The sequence below is a fragment of the Blastococcus aggregatus genome (assembly GCF_900221005.1).
Taxonomy (GTDB): domain Bacteria; phylum Actinomycetota; class Actinomycetes; order Mycobacteriales; family Geodermatophilaceae; genus Blastococcus; species Blastococcus aggregatus.
Map to the genome: position 1 here is coordinate 227,540 of NZ_OBQI01000004.1, position 14,168 is coordinate 241,707.

General features: G+C 76.8%; 17 protein-coding genes. 11 read left to right on the top strand and 6 right to left on the bottom strand.

Translation table 11 applies throughout. The features are described from left to right. The 3 genes from cydB to CRP29_RS14455 are packed head-to-tail and all read left to right on the top strand — an operon-like array spanning position 1 to position 4,937. The gene (gene cydB / locus CRP29_RS14445) at positions 1-1,020 is read left to right on the top strand and encodes a cytochrome d ubiquinol oxidase subunit II (RefSeq protein WP_097195765.1); all 1,020 of its coding nucleotides are present in this window, start codon (positions 1-3) and stop codon (positions 1,018-1,020) included. Further along, a complete protein-coding gene (gene cydC, locus CRP29_RS14450; protein WP_097195766.1) occupies positions 1,017-4,349 on the top strand; it encodes a thiol reductant ABC exporter subunit CydC in 3,333 nt (1,110 codons plus the stop codon). The genes cydB and cydC overlap by 4 nt, the downstream gene beginning before the upstream one ends. A 30-nt stretch (positions 4,350-4,379) precedes the next feature. Next, the gene (locus tag CRP29_RS14455; protein ID WP_097195767.1) at positions 4,380-4,937 is read left to right on the top strand and encodes a dihydrofolate reductase family protein; all 558 of its coding nucleotides are present in this window, start codon (positions 4,380-4,382) and stop codon (positions 4,935-4,937) included. Position 4,938: 1 nt separating this feature from the next. Here the strand turns inward: CRP29_RS14455 and CRP29_RS14460 are convergent, their stop codons facing one another. Beyond that, positions 4,939-5,568, bottom strand: a complete 630-nt coding sequence (locus CRP29_RS14460) for a hypothetical protein (protein WP_097195768.1) — start codon at positions 5,566-5,568, stop codon at positions 4,939-4,941. Positions 5,569-5,587: 19 nt separating this feature from the next. On the opposite strand from CRP29_RS14460, the gene CRP29_RS14465 reads away from it, so the two are divergent. Then, entirely contained in the window at positions 5,588-5,824 is a 237-nt protein-coding gene (locus tag CRP29_RS14465; protein WP_097195769.1) for a hypothetical protein, read from the top strand. A gap of 16 nt (positions 5,825-5,840) precedes the next feature. On the opposite strand, the gene CRP29_RS14470 is transcribed toward CRP29_RS14465, so the two are convergent. Next, complete coding sequence (locus CRP29_RS14470; protein WP_097195770.1) at positions 5,841-6,737, bottom strand: SDR family NAD(P)-dependent oxidoreductase; 897 nt, start codon at positions 6,735-6,737, stop codon at positions 5,841-5,843. Between the two features lie 65 nt (positions 6,738-6,802). After that, a complete protein-coding gene (locus CRP29_RS14475; RefSeq protein WP_097195771.1) occupies positions 6,803-7,210 on the bottom strand; it encodes a hypothetical protein in 408 nt (135 codons plus the stop codon). 142 nt (positions 7,211-7,352) lie between these two features. Between CRP29_RS14475 and CRP29_RS14480 the strand changes: the two genes are divergently transcribed. From CRP29_RS14480 to CRP29_RS14510, 7 genes are all read left to right on the top strand, one after another. Then, positions 7,353-7,994, top strand: coding sequence for a hypothetical protein (locus tag CRP29_RS14480; RefSeq protein ID WP_097195772.1), 642 nt, complete (start codon positions 7,353-7,355; stop codon positions 7,992-7,994). Positions 7,995-8,018: 24 nt separating this feature from the next. After that, on the top strand, positions 8,019-8,288 hold the full coding sequence (locus CRP29_RS14485; protein WP_097195773.1) for a DUF2277 domain-containing protein: 270 nt from the start codon (positions 8,019-8,021) through the stop codon (positions 8,286-8,288). An 80-nt stretch (positions 8,289-8,368) separates the two neighbouring features. Further along, a complete protein-coding gene (locus CRP29_RS14490) occupies positions 8,369-8,821 on the top strand; it encodes a PGPGW domain-containing protein (protein ID WP_176522978.1) in 453 nt (150 codons plus the stop codon). A gap of 101 nt (positions 8,822-8,922) precedes the next feature. Beyond that, positions 8,923-9,402: a DUF6328 family protein gene (locus CRP29_RS14495; RefSeq protein ID WP_097195775.1), complete on the top strand. Its 480-nt coding sequence runs from the start codon at positions 8,923-8,925 to the stop codon at positions 9,400-9,402. Positions 9,403-9,447: 45 nt separating this feature from the next. Then, positions 9,448-9,891 carry a GNAT family N-acetyltransferase gene (locus tag CRP29_RS14500; protein ID WP_176522979.1) on the top strand — a complete coding sequence of 148 codons (444 nt, stop codon included), beginning with the start codon at positions 9,448-9,450 and terminating at the stop codon, positions 9,889-9,891. A 72-nt stretch (positions 9,892-9,963) separates the two neighbouring features. Continuing rightward, complete coding sequence (locus CRP29_RS14505; RefSeq protein WP_097195776.1) at positions 9,964-10,269, top strand: hypothetical protein; 306 nt, start codon at positions 9,964-9,966, stop codon at positions 10,267-10,269. A gap of 61 nt (positions 10,270-10,330) precedes the next feature. Further along, a complete protein-coding gene (locus tag CRP29_RS14510; protein WP_097195777.1) occupies positions 10,331-11,797 on the top strand; it encodes an ArnT family glycosyltransferase in 1,467 nt (488 codons plus the stop codon). A 9-nt stretch (positions 11,798-11,806) separates the two neighbouring features. On the opposite strand, the gene CRP29_RS14515 is transcribed toward CRP29_RS14510, so the two are convergent. From CRP29_RS14515 to CRP29_RS14525, 3 genes are read right to left on the bottom strand one after another with little or no spacing between them, the layout of a single operon-like run. Then, entirely contained in the window at positions 11,807-12,502 is a 696-nt protein-coding gene (locus tag CRP29_RS14515; protein ID WP_245852827.1) for a glycosyltransferase, read from the bottom strand. Beyond that, on the bottom strand, positions 12,487-13,338 hold the full coding sequence (locus CRP29_RS14520; protein ID WP_097195778.1) for an NAD-dependent epimerase/dehydratase family protein: 852 nt from the start codon (positions 13,336-13,338) through the stop codon (positions 12,487-12,489). The genes CRP29_RS14515 and CRP29_RS14520 overlap by 16 nt, the downstream gene beginning before the upstream one ends. Beyond that, complete coding sequence (locus CRP29_RS14525) at positions 13,335-14,132, bottom strand: beta/alpha barrel domain-containing protein (RefSeq protein ID WP_097195779.1); 798 nt, start codon at positions 14,130-14,132, stop codon at positions 13,335-13,337. The genes CRP29_RS14520 and CRP29_RS14525 overlap by 4 nt, the downstream gene beginning before the upstream one ends. Positions 14,133-14,168: the final 36 nt, after the last annotated feature.

Genomic DNA, 14,168 nt, shown 5'->3' on the forward strand with positions numbered 1-14,168 from the left:
GTGGACCTGCAGACCCTCTGGTTCGCCGCCGTCGCGGTGCTGTGGACCGGCTTCCTGCTGCTCGAGGGGTTCGACTTCGGCGTCGCAGCACTGCTGCCCGTGCTGGGCCGCAAGCCCGCCGACCGGCACCTCATGCTGCGCAGCATCGGCCCGCTCTGGGACGGCAACGAGGTCTGGCTGATCACCGCCGTCGGCGCGGTGTTCGCCGCCTTCCCGGGCTGGTACGCCACCTGGCTGCCGGCGCTCTACCTGCCGTTCGTGCTCGTGCTCTTCGGCCTGATCATCCGGGCGGTGGCCTTCGAGTGGCGGCACTCGCACCACACCGAGGCGTGGGACGCGACGTGGACCCGCATCATCACCGCCGGCTCGCTGATCGCCGCCCTGGGCATCGGCGCCGCCCTGGGCGCGACCACCCTCGGCCTGCCGATCGACGCCGACGGCACCCGCGTCGGTGGCGCGTTCGCCGGGCTGAGCTGGTCGGCGCTGCTGGGCGCGCTCGCCGTGCTCGGGTTCTCGCTGGTCCACGGCGCGCTGTTCCTCGCGCTCAAGGTGGACGGCGACGTGCGGCTGCGCGCCCGGGCGTTCGCGCTGCGCTGGTCGCCGGTCGCCGCACTGCCGCTCCTGGCGTGGGCGGGCATCACGCACCTGCGCTACGGGACGCCGGTGACCGGGGTGCTCTGGCTGGTCGCGGCGCTGGCGGTCGTCGTGGCGTGGACCCGGATCCGGCTGGACCGCGAGGGGGCGGCGTTCGCGGCGTGGGCGGTGCTGCTCGTGGCCTCGGCCGCGACGATCTTCGGCGCGGCCTACCCCGTCGTCGTCCCCTCGACGGTCGACGTCGCCTTCGACGTGACGGTCGCCGACGCCTCGGTCAGCGACTACACGCTGATGATCATGACCTGGGCCGCCGGCGTCGGGCTGCCCGTGGTCCTGGGCTACCAGACCTGGACCTACTGGGTGTTCCGGAAGCGGCTGACCACCGAGCCGGTGCAGGAGGAGCCGACCGAGGTCGTGCCCGCATGAGCACCGGGACGGACGCCGGTAGAGGTCCGCTCGGCGCGCTGGCCGGGATCCCGGGGCTGACCGGCGCACTGGTCCGCGCCGCGCTCGCCGCCCTGGCGCAGACCGCCGGACTGGTGCTGCTGGCCGCGGGCCTGGCGCACGCGGTGGCCCGCGGCTCGGGGCTGACCGAGGGGTCCGCGACCGGTCCGCTGGTGGTGGCCGCCGCCGGGGTCGCGCTGCGCTCGGTCGCCGGCAGCGTCGGCGAGGCGCTGGCCGCCCGGGACGCAGGCCGGGCGGAGGACCGGCTGCGGCGGGCGCTGCTCGACCGGCTGGCCGCCTCCTCCGCCGCGGTCGCCGCCGCCGGCGGGCCCGGCCCCGCCGCGGTGCTGGCGACGACGCGGCTGCACGACCTCGGGCCCGCGCTGGCGACCTACCTCCCGGCGCTGGCACGGACCGTCGTGGTGCCACCGGCGCTGCTGCTGGTGCTCGCCGCGACCGACCTGCTGTCGGCGGCGCTGGTCGCGGTCACCCTGCCGCTGGTCCCGGTGTTCATGGTGCTGGTCGGGAAGTACACGCAGAGCGCCACCGCCGACTCCGCCCGGGCGCTGGACCGGATCGCCGCGCACGTCGCCGAGCTGGTGCGCGGGCTGCCCGTGCTCGTCGGCCTCGGCCGCGCCGCCGACCAGGCCGCGGCACTCGCCCGGCTCGGCGAGGCGCACCGCGCCCGCACGATGGCCACGCTGCGGGTCGCCTTCCTCTCCGCGCTGGTGCTCGAGCTGATCGCGACGCTGTCCGTGGCGCTGGTCGCGGTCACGGTCGGCCTGCGGCTGGTGCACGGCGACCTGCCGCTGGCGCTCGGGCTCACCGCGCTGCTGCTCGCGCCCGAGGCGTTCGCGCCGCTGCGCTCCCTCGGCTCGGCGCACCACGCCGCCGAGGACGCCGCGCTCGCCGCCGCGGAGGCCCGGGCGGTGCTCGCCGCGCCGGACGCTCCCCTGCCGGCACCGGCCGTCGACGACGACCCGCGCGGTGCCGACGTCGCCGTCAGCGGGCTCACCGTGCGCTACCCCGGCCGAGGGGCCGCGGCGCTGCCCCCGACGGACCTCGTCGTCCGCCCGGGCGAGCTGGTCGCGCTCACCGGGCCGAGCGGATCGGGCAAGTCGACGCTGCTCGCCGCGCTGGCCGGCGTGCTCGGTGCCGACGCCGTCGAGGGCGGCTCGGTCACCGGCACCGGGCAGCTCGCCTACGTGCCGCAGTTCCCGCGCACCACCGGCGCCACCGTCGCCGACGAGCTGCGCCGGCACGCGGGCTCGGCACCCGGCGCGGACGCGATCGTCGGCGAGGCGTTCGTCGTCGAGGCGCTGGCGCGGGTCGGCGCGACCGACCTCGCCGGCCGCGCGCCGGAGTCCCTCTCCCCCGGCCAGCTGCAGCGGGTGGCGCTGGCCCGGGCGCTGGTGCGGATCCGCCGCGGCGCCTCGCTGCTGCTGCTGGACGAACCCACCGCGCACCTCGACGACGCGGCCGGCTCGACGGTCGCGGAGATCCTGCGCGGGCTCCGCGGCGCCGTCACCGTGCTGATGGTGACCCACGAGCCGGTGCTCGCCGCGCTCGCCGACCGCGCCGTCGCCCTGCCCGCCACCCCCGCCGTCCCTCCCCGGACTTTCGGTGCAGAAAGTCCGCCCCCTCCCCGGACTTTCGGTGCAGAAAGTCCGGAGGTGCCGGAGCCGGCGCCGGTGCGCGGTGCGGTGGCGCGGGCCGGCCTGCTGGGCGCCCTCGCCGCGGGTGCCGGCGTCGCGCTCACGGCCGTCTCCGGCTGGCTGATCGTGCGGGCCGCGGAGATGCCGCCGGTGCTCACCCTGCTGGTCGCCACCGCGGGGGTCCGGTTCTTCGGCATCGGCCGGGCGGCGCTGCGCTGGCTGGAACGGCTCGCCGCGCACGACGCCGCCCTCCGCCTGGCGGCGCGGACCCGCGTCCGCGTCTGGCGGGCGCTGGCCGCGCAGGGGCTGGCCGCCGACCGCTCCCCCGGCGCCGCGCTGGCCCGGGTCGTCGGGGACGTCGGCGTGGTCCAGGAACTGACCGTGCGGGTGCGCCCGGTGCTCGTCGTCGCCGGCGCCGTGCCGACCGCGACCGTCGCCGTCCTGGCCCTGGTGCACCTCCCCGCGGCCGCGACGGTCGCCGCAGTTCTCGCGCTCACTGTCGCCGGAGTCGTCGCCGTGCACCGCCGGCTGGACGCCGGGGCGGCGCGCGCCGGACGCACGCTGCAGGTGCAGGCGCTGCAGGCGACCACCACCGCGCTCGACGGCGCCGCCGACCTCCGGGCCCACGGGCTGGCCGCGCACACCGCCGCCGACCTCGCCGCGGTCGCCGACCGGCAGGCCGCCGTCACGCGCACCGGGGACCGGGCCGCGGCGGTCGGCACGGGTCTGGTCGTCCTCGGCACGGGGCTCGCCGCCGTGCTGGCCACCTCGGTCGCCGTCGCCGGTGGAGTGGCCGGTCCCGTGCTCGCGGTCCTGGCGCTGGCCCCGCTCGCGCTGGCCGAGCCGCTCTCCGGGCTGGTCCCCGCGCTCCAGCGGCGCGGCGCGCTGGCCGATGCACAGGCCCGGCTGGACGCCGTCGTCGCGGCGGCGCTCCCCGCCGAGCCGGCCGCTCCCCTGCCCGCCCCTGACGGCGTGCACGACCTCGCCGTCGAGCGGCTCACCGCGGGCTGGCCCGGCGGGCCGGACGTGCTCCACGACCTGACCGCCTCGGCGCGCGCCGGGGACGGCTGGCTGGTGCTGCGCGGTCCGTCGGGCGCGGGCAAGTCGACGCTCCTCGCGGTGCTCATGGCCGCGCTCCGCCCGCGCGCCGGCCGCTGGGCGCTCGACGACGTCGACACCGGGCGGCTGACCGGCGAGGCCATCCGGTCCCGCATCGCCTGGCTGCCGCAGGAGGCGCACGTCTTCGCCTCGAGCATCCGGGCCAACCTCGCGGCGGCCGCCCCGCGCGGCGTGCTCGCCGGGCCCGACGGCGAGGCGCGGATGACCGCCGCGCTCACCGCGGCCGGACTCGGCCGCCTGCTGGCCGCGCTCCCCGACGGGCTGGACACCCCGGTGGGTGCCGGCGGCACGGCGCTCTCCGGCGGCGAGCGCCGCCGGCTGGCGACGGCCCGCGCCCTGCTCGCCGACCGCGACGTCGTCCTGCTCGACGAGCCGACCGCGCACCTGGACCCGCCCACCGCCCGCGCGCTCGTCGCCGACCTGCGCGCCGCGCTCGCCGGCCGGGTCGTGGTCTGCGTGACCCACGACCCCGACGTGCAGCAGGCCGGCGACACCGTCGTGCACCTCGGCGAGGCGGCCGCGCGCGCGACCGCCTGATCTGTCGTACCCCTGCGGCACGCTGCCCGCATGGATGCGACCTTCACCGGAGCTGTCTTCCTCGGCATGAGCGTCGACGGGTTCATCGCCCGGCTCGACCACGACCTCTCCTGGCTCACCGGCGCCGACGAGGCGGGCGGCCCGCCGGACGACGGCGCGGGCGGCGACTTCGGGTTCGCCGAGTTCGTGTCCGGCATCGACGCGCTGGTCATGGGCCGGTCCACCTACGAGGTGATCGCCCCGTTCGCCGAGTGGCCCTACCAGGGCCGGCCGGTGCACGTGCTGAGCAGGACCCTGCCGGCAGACGGCGACGCGCGCGTCACCGCCGTGCACCGCTCCTTCGAGGAGGCGGTGCAGGCGCTGTCCGCGGCCGGCTACCGCCGGGTCTACGTGGACGGCGGCCGCACCGTGCACCAGTTCCTCGCCGCGGGGCTGGTCGGCGAGCTGACGCTGTCGCGCGTGCCGGTGCTCATCGGTACCGGGCACACGCCCTTCGGGGAGTTCCCCGCGGACATCCCGCTGGAGCACGTCCGCACTTCTACGTTCCCCGGCGGCATGGTGCAGAGCAGCTACCTCGTGCGGCGGTGAGTCAGGCCGCGGGCACGTCCACCGCGATCTCCTCGCCCAGCTTCGCGCCCTGCAGCAGCTCGAGGCGGTCCTCGGACCAGAACTTGCCCGGGTCGTACCAGTTGTGCGGGCGGGAGGCGGGCAGCAGCCCCATCGCGGTGTACGTCGCCGCGACCAGCTCGGCGCAGTAGACCGCCTCGGCCGAGGTGTGCCGGCGCAGCCGCCCGTTGATCCACCCGCTGGCCAGGCCCCGCGTGGTCGGGAACGGCTTGCCGTCCAGCCGCGCCACGGTCCGCAGCACGGCGTCCTCCATCTCCGGGGGCACGCCGCCGTCGTCGGCCGGGCCGATCAGCTGCCGGAGCCAGGCCTGCTGGCCGTACTTCCGCCGCCAGGTGGTGACGGCGTCGCGCAGGTCGTGCAGCTGCACCCCGCGCTGGTGCTCGCCGGTCCAGACGTCGGGCAGCGACCGCCCCAGCTCGGCGTGCCAGAGCAGCGGTGGCAGGTCGTCCAGCACCACCGCCATCCCGACGTGGTTGACCGGCGCGTTGGTCACCGTCTGGATCGCGCGGTCGGCGACCGAGACGCCACGGAAGATCCAGACGTCACCGGTGCGGGTCAGGTCGACCGCGTCGTCGAGCGGGAGCGGAGGCACGGGGCGCTACGTTACGGACGTGCGCCCCTGGAAGCTGCTCGGACTGGCCGGCCTCGCCGGTGTCGCCGCGACCGGTGCGGTCCTGGCCCGCAGCGAGCGCCAGCGCCGGGCGCTGACGCCCGACGACGTGCGGGCCCGGCTGCACGAGCGGCACGCCGCGCTCGACGCCGTCCCGGACCCGGACCCGCGGCCCACGACCGCGGAGCTGGTCGCCGGCCGCGGACACCGGGTCGCCCGGCTGCTCCGGCGGCGCTGACCCAGCGCGGTCGCGCTCAGATGCTGCGCCAGGGCCCCTCGGTGGCGTTGCCCGCGGGCTTCGACTCGATCACGTTCCCGGCGGTCGGCGGCGTCTCGTCCTTCGACACCGCGAGCTGCTGCAGCAGCGGGCCGACCAGGACGTCGTAGACGCCCGGGACGATCCGGAAGCCGGCCGTGACCACGTGGTTGAGGATGCCGGCCTGCACCACCCGGCGCGGCCGGTCCAGCGTCGAGAGCACCCGGCGGGCGACCCGGAACGGCGAGTACACCGGCGGTGGCGGCCGGCCGGTGTTGCCGGTCCACGATGCCGCCTGGCTGTAGATGGGGGTGTTCACCCCGCCGGGCTGCACGATCGAGATCGAGATGCCGGGCTCGTCGCGGGTCTCCACCTGCAGGGTCCGCACCAGGCCGAGCTGCCCCCACTTGGCGGCGACGTAGCTGCCCATCGTGGGCGCGGTGACGTTGCCGAGCAGCGAGTTGACGACGGTCAGGTGGCCGGCGTGCTGCGCGCGGAAGACCGGCAGCACGACGCGGGCGACGTTCGCGGTGCCGTGCAGTGCGGTGTCGACCACCGTCTCGTACACCTCGCGCGGCACGTCCTCGATCCGCCCGTAGGCCATGACCTGCGCGGAGTGCACCACCACGTCGAGCCGGCCGAAGCGCCCGGTCGCGGCGCTGACGGCGGCCCGCACCTGGTCCTCGTCGGTGACGTCGCCGGCGCAGACCACCACCTCCGCCGCGCCGGCCGCCCGCATCTCGGCGGCGGCCTCCTCCAGCGAGCTCCGGTCGCGGGACATCAGCACGAGCTGCGCGCCGCGGCCGGCCAGCTCCAGGCCGGTGGCGCGGCCGATGCCGCTGGAGGCTCCGGTGACCAGGACGGTCAGCGGTCCGTCGTGGGGAGGGATCGGCATGGGGGCGGTTCAGCTCCTCGACTGGGCTGGTGCGACCGCGCAGGCCTACCCCCGCGCCGGCCGGGTCAACCCGGGGGTGGCAGCTCGTCCAGCCGGGCGAGCAGCCAACCGGGCCCCGCCGTCCCGGCCCCGGCGGGCAGCCGGGCACGCAGCCCGCGGTCGGCGGTCACCACGAGCAGCTCCTGCCCGGCAGTGGTCAGCCGCTCCGCCTCGGCCACCAGGGCGTCGTCCCCGCTGCCGGTCGCGCGCACCACGCCGACGTCCTCCGGCGCGGTCACCGCACGCGCCCGCCCCTCCACCACGGCGATGACCGCCGTGCAGGTCAGCGGCTCGCCGTCCGGCCCGGCGAGGGTGGCGCCGACGAGCCCGGCGAGCCGTTCCAGCAGCCGGGTCGCGGCGCCCGCCCGGTCGCGCCACCAGCCGTCAGGGCGGGAACCCACCACGTTCGCCGCGTCGACCAGGAGCACCGTCACGCCGTCCCCTCCTCGCCGGCCGGAACGCTTCCGTTCGCCCGACCGGGCGACACGGCGTGTGCCCAGGTGGGAGGCGGGAACTGACCAACCGCGACTGCCCGGGGGGACCGACGCGGACGCGTCCGCAACCGAAGGAGCCATCATGGCCGGCACCGGATCCACCGACAACGACCAGACCATCGTGCAGCCCGCCGTGGCCGACTCGCCGACCGCCCGGCACGCAGCACCTCCGACCGCACGCGCCGCCGTCGCCGCCCAGCGCGCCTCCTTCGGTGGCATCCGGTGGGGTGCGGCGTTCTTCGGCTGGCTGTCGGCCAACGGCCTCGCCGTCCTCCTGATCGCCGTCCTCGGCGCCGCCGGGGTCGCCTTCGGCCTCGCTCAGGGGGTCGACTCCGCCGACGAGGCCGCCGCGCAAGCCGAGACGATCGGGCTCGGTGGCGCGATCGCCGCGCTCGTCGTGCTGTTCGTCGCCTACCTGGCCGGCGGGTACGTCGCGGGCCGGATGGCGCGCTTCGACGGCGTCCGCCAGGGCCTCGCGGTGTGGGTCATCGGACTGGTCGTCGTCCTCGTGCTGGCTGCCGCCGGCGCCGTCGCGGGCGCGCAGTACAACGTGCTGCAGGAGCTCGACCTGCCGCGCATCCCGGTCGACGAGGGCACCGCCACCACCGGTGGGCTGATCACCCTCGCCGCGGTCCTGCTGGCCACGCTGCTCGGCGCGATGCTGGGCGGCAAGGTGGGCGACCGCTACCACCGGAAGGTGGACCGCGCGGGCTTCCCCGCCTGACCCGGCGCTCCTACGCTCGCGGCCATGTGCCGGAACATCCGTCCGCTCTCCAACTTCGAGCCGCCGGCGACCTCCGAGGAGGTGCATGCCGCCGCCCTGCAGTACGTGCGGAAGATCAGCGGGACGACGAAGCCGTCGCGGGCCAACACCGAGGCGTTCGACCGCGCCGTCGACGAGATCGCCGAGATCTCCGCGCGGCTGCTCGACGCCCTGGTGACGACGGCGCCGCCCAAGGACCGCGAGGTCGAGGCCGCGAAGGCCCGCGAGCGGGCGGCGCTGCGCTACGGCACCTGAACAGGGACAGGGGATGAGGCAGGCCGATCGATTGCGCACAACGGGAGTGACCGCCACGGGGTCGGGTACTGCGGTCCCCCGTGACCACTTCCACCGCGTCCGCCGCCCTCGGCGGGTCGACCCGCTGCCCTGACTGCACCGACGGCCTCGGCCGACCCCGGGAGCTGCGCCCGGGGTCCTTCCGCGAGCGGGTGCACCGCAAGCGCGAGGTCGCCCTGGCCTGGCGGATCGGCGTCTTCGCCGTCGGCCTGCTGTGCGTGGCCCTCGGCGTGGCGCTGGCCGTGCTGCCCGGCCCGCTCACCATCCCGCCGGTGCTGCTGGGCCTGTGGGTGTGGTCGACGGAGTTCGAGTGGGCCCGTCGCATCTTCACCAGCTTCAGCCGGAAGGCCCGCGACGCCTGGGAGCACGCCCGTGCGCACCCCGCCAGCTCCCTGGCGGTCACCGGCGGCGGCCTGGCCGCCGCCGGGGTGGCGTTCTGGGCGGTCGGCCACTTCCAGTTGGTCGACCAGGCGACGACGGCCCTGGGTCTGTAGCCGGGACCAGCGCTCCCCCGAACGTGTGCCTCCGCGGTGTCGGATGTGATGCCGGCGTCCCGTGCGGGCATGTCCCCCGCCCGACGGCGCGAGGAGGACAGGTGGCCGAGCACGGTGAGACCCGGCAGGAGCGCGTCAATCGCGAACTGATGGAGCTGCTCAACGAGCTCCGGGTGGCGCTGCCCGGTGTGCAGTTCCTCTTCGCCTTCCTGCTGGTCGTGCCGTTCTCCCAGGGCGTCGACGAGCTGACCGACTTCCAGCGCGGCGTCTACCTGGTGGCCCTCCTCGCCGCGGCGATCGCCACCGCCCTGCTCATCGCGCCCGCCGCGCAGCACCGGGTGCTGTTCCGCCAGAAGGACAAGGAGGCGCTGCTCCACCGCAGCAACCGTTCGGCCTTCGCCGGGCTGGTGGTCCTCGCCGTCGCGGTCTGCTCGGCGCTGCTGCTGGTCGTGGACGTGCTGTTCGACCGGGTGCTCGCCTGGACGGTCGCCTCCGGGGTCGCGGCGGTCCTGGCGTGGTGGTGGCTCGCCGTTCCGCTCTGGCTGCGTTCCCGGAAGGAGCAGGTCCACCCGGACGACTGAGCCGGCTGCCACCGATCAGCTGGGGGCCTCGGGTACGAAGGACGCGTGACCGTCAGCCCTGTCCTGCGCCGCGCCCGCTTCGCCGACCTCTCCCCCTTCGAGGTGTACCGGCTGTGCCGGCTCCGGGTGGACGTGTTCGTGGTCGAGCAGGCCTGCCCGTACCCGGAGCTGGACGGCCGGGACCTGGAGCCGACGACCGAGCACCTGTGGTTCGAGGCCGACGGCGAGGTGGCCGCGCTCATCCGGGTGCTGGAGAACCGGGAGAGCCGGGCGATCGGCCGGGTCGTCACCGCGCCTGCCTTCCGCGGCCAGGGGCTGGCGGCCCGGCTGATCGAGCTGGCCGTCGCCGACCACGGCGACGGCCCGCTCACCCTGGGCGCCCAGGCCCACCTGGAGGGCTGGTACGAGCAGTTCGGCTTCCGGCGCAGCGGCCCGGGCTACGACGAGGACGGCATCCCGCACGTGCCCATGCGCCGCGATCCCGCCTGAGGGGTCGCGGCGGGCATCCGCGCCGTCCACCCCGGGGCCGTGGACGCAACGCCCACCCGCCACCATGCCGGGGTGGACGACGCCCTCGCACTCCTCACCGCCGCCGACCGGATCGAGCGACTGGCGGCCCGCACCACGCCGGGCGACTGGCGGACCGCCGGTCTGCTCGCCTCCCGCCCCGAGGTGGTGGCGCACCGCGCCGACGGCGGCACCGAGCACGTGGCCGAAGCGAGGGCGGCGTCGGGTGCGTGGGTCACCGCCTTCTCCCCCGCGCTCGCCGGGCCGCTGGTGGCGCTGCTCCGTGCCGCCGCAGCACAGGCCGACCCCGATCCCGCGGCCGTGGTGCTGGCCCGGGCGCTCCTCGACCGGCTGCCCTGAGCGCGCCGCGCCACCGCCGTCCCCCACCGGCGCACGAGCGGTGGTCGCCTAGCCTCGGGGCGTGACGGCGACCCGGGCGGACCTCGTGCCCACGACGTCCCCGGCATCCGGGCGGGGCCGGCCGACGCGCTGGTCCCCGGCCGAGCTCCTCCCCCCGGTGCTGGCGCTGGTGCTCGGGACCGTGCTCCTGCTCCCCGGGCACGGGCTGTGGTTCGACGAGCTGTTCACCGCGGAGGTCGGCCGCCGGCCGCTCGGCGAGATCCTGTCGGCGATCCGGGACGGCGAGGGGGTCACCAGCTACCTCGCGGGTGTCCCGCCCTCGTACAACGCGCCGTACTACGTCGTCGTGCACGCCTGGATGTCGGTGCCGGGGCTGGGCGGCGACACGTCGCTCCGCGTCCTCTCCCTCCTGGCGACCGCCGGCGGCCTCGCGCTGGTCACCCGCGCCGTCGCCCGGCTCGGCGGCACGGCGACCGGCGTCCTCGCCGGGCTGGTCCTGGCGGCGAGCCCGCTGCTGCTCCAGCAGTCGGTCGAGGCCCGCAGCTACGGGCTCACGGTCCTGGCGACCGGGGCGACGGCGCTCGGCCTGGTGCGCTGGCTGCAGGAGCCGCCCCGGGGGCTGGTGCTCTTCGGTCTCGCGGGCGCGGGGATGGGGCTGGGTCACTGGTACGCGGTCACCGTCCTGGCGGCCTTCGTCGTCGCCGCGGCGGTGCTGCGCGGCCGCCGCGCCCTGCCGGTCGTCCTCGTCGGGGCCGCCGCCGCGCTGCCCGCCTGCCTGCTGGTGGGGCTGAACCTGCTCAACGGCACCGGTGCGCGCAACGCCGAGCACCTGCGCGACACCGACGGCCGCATGCTCGGCTACGCCGTGGAGGCCTGGGCCGGTGGGCGCACACCCCTGCTGTGGCTGGCCGTGGGGCTGGCGGTCGTGGGGGCGGTGCGGGGTGGCGGCGGCCGCGGGCGCGACCTGCGGGTGCTCGGGCTGACCTGGACCTGCGTCCCCCTGCTGCTCCTGGTGGGCGCCGAGCTGCTCCGGCCGGTCTACCACCCGAGGTATCTCCTCGCCGGGCTGCTCGGGCTCGGCGTCCTCGCCGCGGCCGGCGCGCTCGCGGTGCCGCGCCCGGCACGGGCTCCGCTGGCGGGGCTGCTGGTGGCCTGCGCCCTGCTCAGCAGCAGCCCCCTCGCCGAACGGGAGCCCCGGGAGCGCGCCGACGACCTCGTGCGCACGCTGGCCGACGTCCAGGTGGCCGGGGAGCCGGTCGTGGCCGCCGACCAGCGCTCGGCGATCGGGCTGGACCACTACGTACGCGTTCTGGCTCCGCGACTGCGGGCCGACCTGGTCCTGCCCCCGGACGACGCACCGGCCGACGCGGACCGGGTGTGGCTGGTCCGGCGGCTGATCGACGGGGTGCCCGAGCCGACCGACGACGACGAGATCCTGCTGGAGGCCGGCCTCCAACTGGTCGAGGAGCGGGCGTTCCGCGGCACCCAGACCCGGCTGGTGCTGCAGCGCTGGGAGGCCGGCGGCTGAACCGCTGGATCAGCGACGGGCGCGCAGCGCCCAGGCCAGGGACGACAGGGACTGCCGCAACCGGGCCCGGGCGGTCCAGGCCGACCGCCCCTCCGGCCGCTGATCCCGCTCCACGGGGACGCTGACGACCGGCCGACCAGCGCGCGCCACCGCCAGCACGACGCTGGGCGCACCCTCGTCGCGCACCGCGGTGACGACGGCGTCGCGCACCGCCGCTCCCATCGCGAGGAAGGCGCCCGCATCGGCCGGCAAGCCGGTCAGCCGCGCGGCCAGCCGGCGGTGCAGGCCGCCGGTGAGCCGCCGCGCCGCCGACTCGTACCGCCCCCGCCGCCCGGCGAAGACCGCGCCCACGTCGCCGCGGGCCAGGCGGTCGAGCAGCACCGGCACGGCTTCCGGCGGGTCCTGCAGATCCGCGTCGAGGCAGACCCACACGTCGGCGTCCGGCTCGGCCGCGAGGCCGTGCGCGAGGGCGGCGTGCTGCCCGCCGTTGACCGGAAGGCCGCTGACCGCGATCCGGTGGTCCTGCGCCGCCAGGGCGGCGGCGACGGCGGCGCTGCCGTCCGGGGAGGCGTCGATGACCAGGCGCAGCCGCCAGTCCCGGTCCTCGAGGGCCGCGGCCAGCCGCTGCGCGAGCGGCCGCAGGGTGGCCTCGTTCGCGTACACCGGGACGACGACGGCGATCCGCGGGCTCACGACCGCGCCCACGTGCGGGCGAGCCCCTCGGCCAGGTCGACGGTGGGCGCCCACCCGAGCACCCGGCGGGCGGCCGAGGGGTCGCACACCCAGTTCGCGGCGTCCCAGTCCCGGCCCGGATGGGCCCCGGGTGCCGTGGCGATCGGCCGGCCGGTGACCCGGGCGGCGGTCTCGACGAGCTCCTCGGTGCTGGTCTGCACGCCGGTGCCGATGTTGAGCACCACGCCCGGCGCCAGCCCGTCGTCGACGGCTGCGCGGAGGCAGGCCTCGACGACGTCGCCCACCCAGACCCAGTCGCGCCGGCTGATCCGCGCGGGCAGGGCGACGGTGCCGCCGGTGCGCGCCGCCTCGAGGACGACCGGGACCAGCCGTGTCGGGTGGTCGCCGGGGCCGTAGACCTGGAACGCCCGGAGGACCGCCGACCGGACGCCGCGTTCGGCGGCCGCGGCCTGGAGCAGCAGCGACCCGGCGGCCTTGGTGGCCCCGAAGAACCCCCTCGGCTCCAGCGCCGCCTGCTCGGTGAGCGGGGCGGTGGACGCCGCGTACTCGGTCGAGGACCCGAGCCGGACGACGGTGCGGCACCGGTCGGGCAGCGCGTCCACCAGCCAGGGACTGGTGTTCACCGCCACCGTCGCGGCCCGCTCCGCGGGTGTCGCCTTCGCGCGCCCGGCGGCGAGGGAGAACACGACGTCCGGATCGGCCGCGCGCACCGCGGCCGCGGCGGCGACGGGATCGGCGAGGTCCACCTCGTTCCGGCCCAGCGGCACGACGTCCCAGCCCTCGGTACCGAGCCGCCGCACCAGGTGCCGGCCGACGAAGCCGCCGGCACCGGTGACGAGCGCCCTCACGCCGGCTGCGTCGCCGCCACCGCGACCGGCCGCCCGGTCACGGCCTCGACGAACCGGGCCCGGTTCTCCGCCACCACGGCCGGCTCGCTGCGCCGGAGCGCGGCCAGGGAGTCCAGCAGCCGCGGGACCTCGGTGAACGGGTCCCGGTCGGCCATGTCGGCGGTGAAGGACCGGCGCAGGAAGGTGAAGTCGGTGCCCATCCGGACCAGTTCGGCGGCCAGCAGGTCGGCGCTGACCGGGGAGCCACCGCCGGGCAAGGTCAGTCCGCCCACCCCGAACGGCTGGTCGACCGTCGCGCGCACGGCGTCCACGGTCCCGTCCACCAGGGGGCGGAACAGCTCGGTCGAGCGGCGGTCGATGCGCAGGTCGTTCAAGCCCACGTAGATCCGCGACAGCGGCCGGCGGGCCAGGGCGACCGACCGGTCGACCGCGTCCTGCGTCTCCACGAGGATCCCGACGCCGCACCGGCCCGCGGCCAGGTCGAGGGTCCGGTCCACCTCCTCCTCGGTGCGGACCATGGGCAGCAGGATCTCGTCGGCCCCCCGGGCGACGGCGTCGGCCACCTCCGACGGCGTCCAGGGGCCGTAGCCGTTGATCCGGCACACCAGCCGCCCGTCGACGGCCGCCCGCATGCGCGACAGGTCCTCGGGGGTGTCGTCGTTGATCTGGGTGTTCTCACCCTCCTGACGCCGCGCCTTCCCCCGCCGTTCCCAGTCGACGACGATGCCCGCTGCTCCGGCGGCGACGACGTCGCGCCCCCAGGACGGGTCCACGGTGAAGAGGAGAAGGTCCACGGAGGATGAGCTTAGGCTGTCCTAATCCGCGCTGCC

What these genes read in the sequence shown, in the direction of transcription:
- cydC (WP_097195766.1), top strand. Translation starts at nt 1,017, where the DNA reads ATGAGCACCGGGACGGACGCCGGTAGAGGTCCGCTCGGCGCGCTGGCC.
- CRP29_RS14455 (WP_097195767.1), top strand. Translation starts at nt 4,380, where the DNA reads ATGGATGCGACCTTCACCGGAGCTGTCTTCCTCGGCATGAGCGTCGAC.
- CRP29_RS14470 (WP_097195770.1), bottom strand. Translation starts at nt 6,737, where the DNA reads ATGCCGATCCCTCCCCACGACGGACCGCTGACCGTCCTGGTCACCGGA.
- CRP29_RS14480 (WP_097195772.1), top strand. Translation starts at nt 7,353, where the DNA reads ATGGCCGGCACCGGATCCACCGACAACGACCAGACCATCGTGCAGCCC.
- CRP29_RS14485 (WP_097195773.1), top strand. Translation starts at nt 8,019, where the DNA reads ATGTGCCGGAACATCCGTCCGCTCTCCAACTTCGAGCCGCCGGCGACC.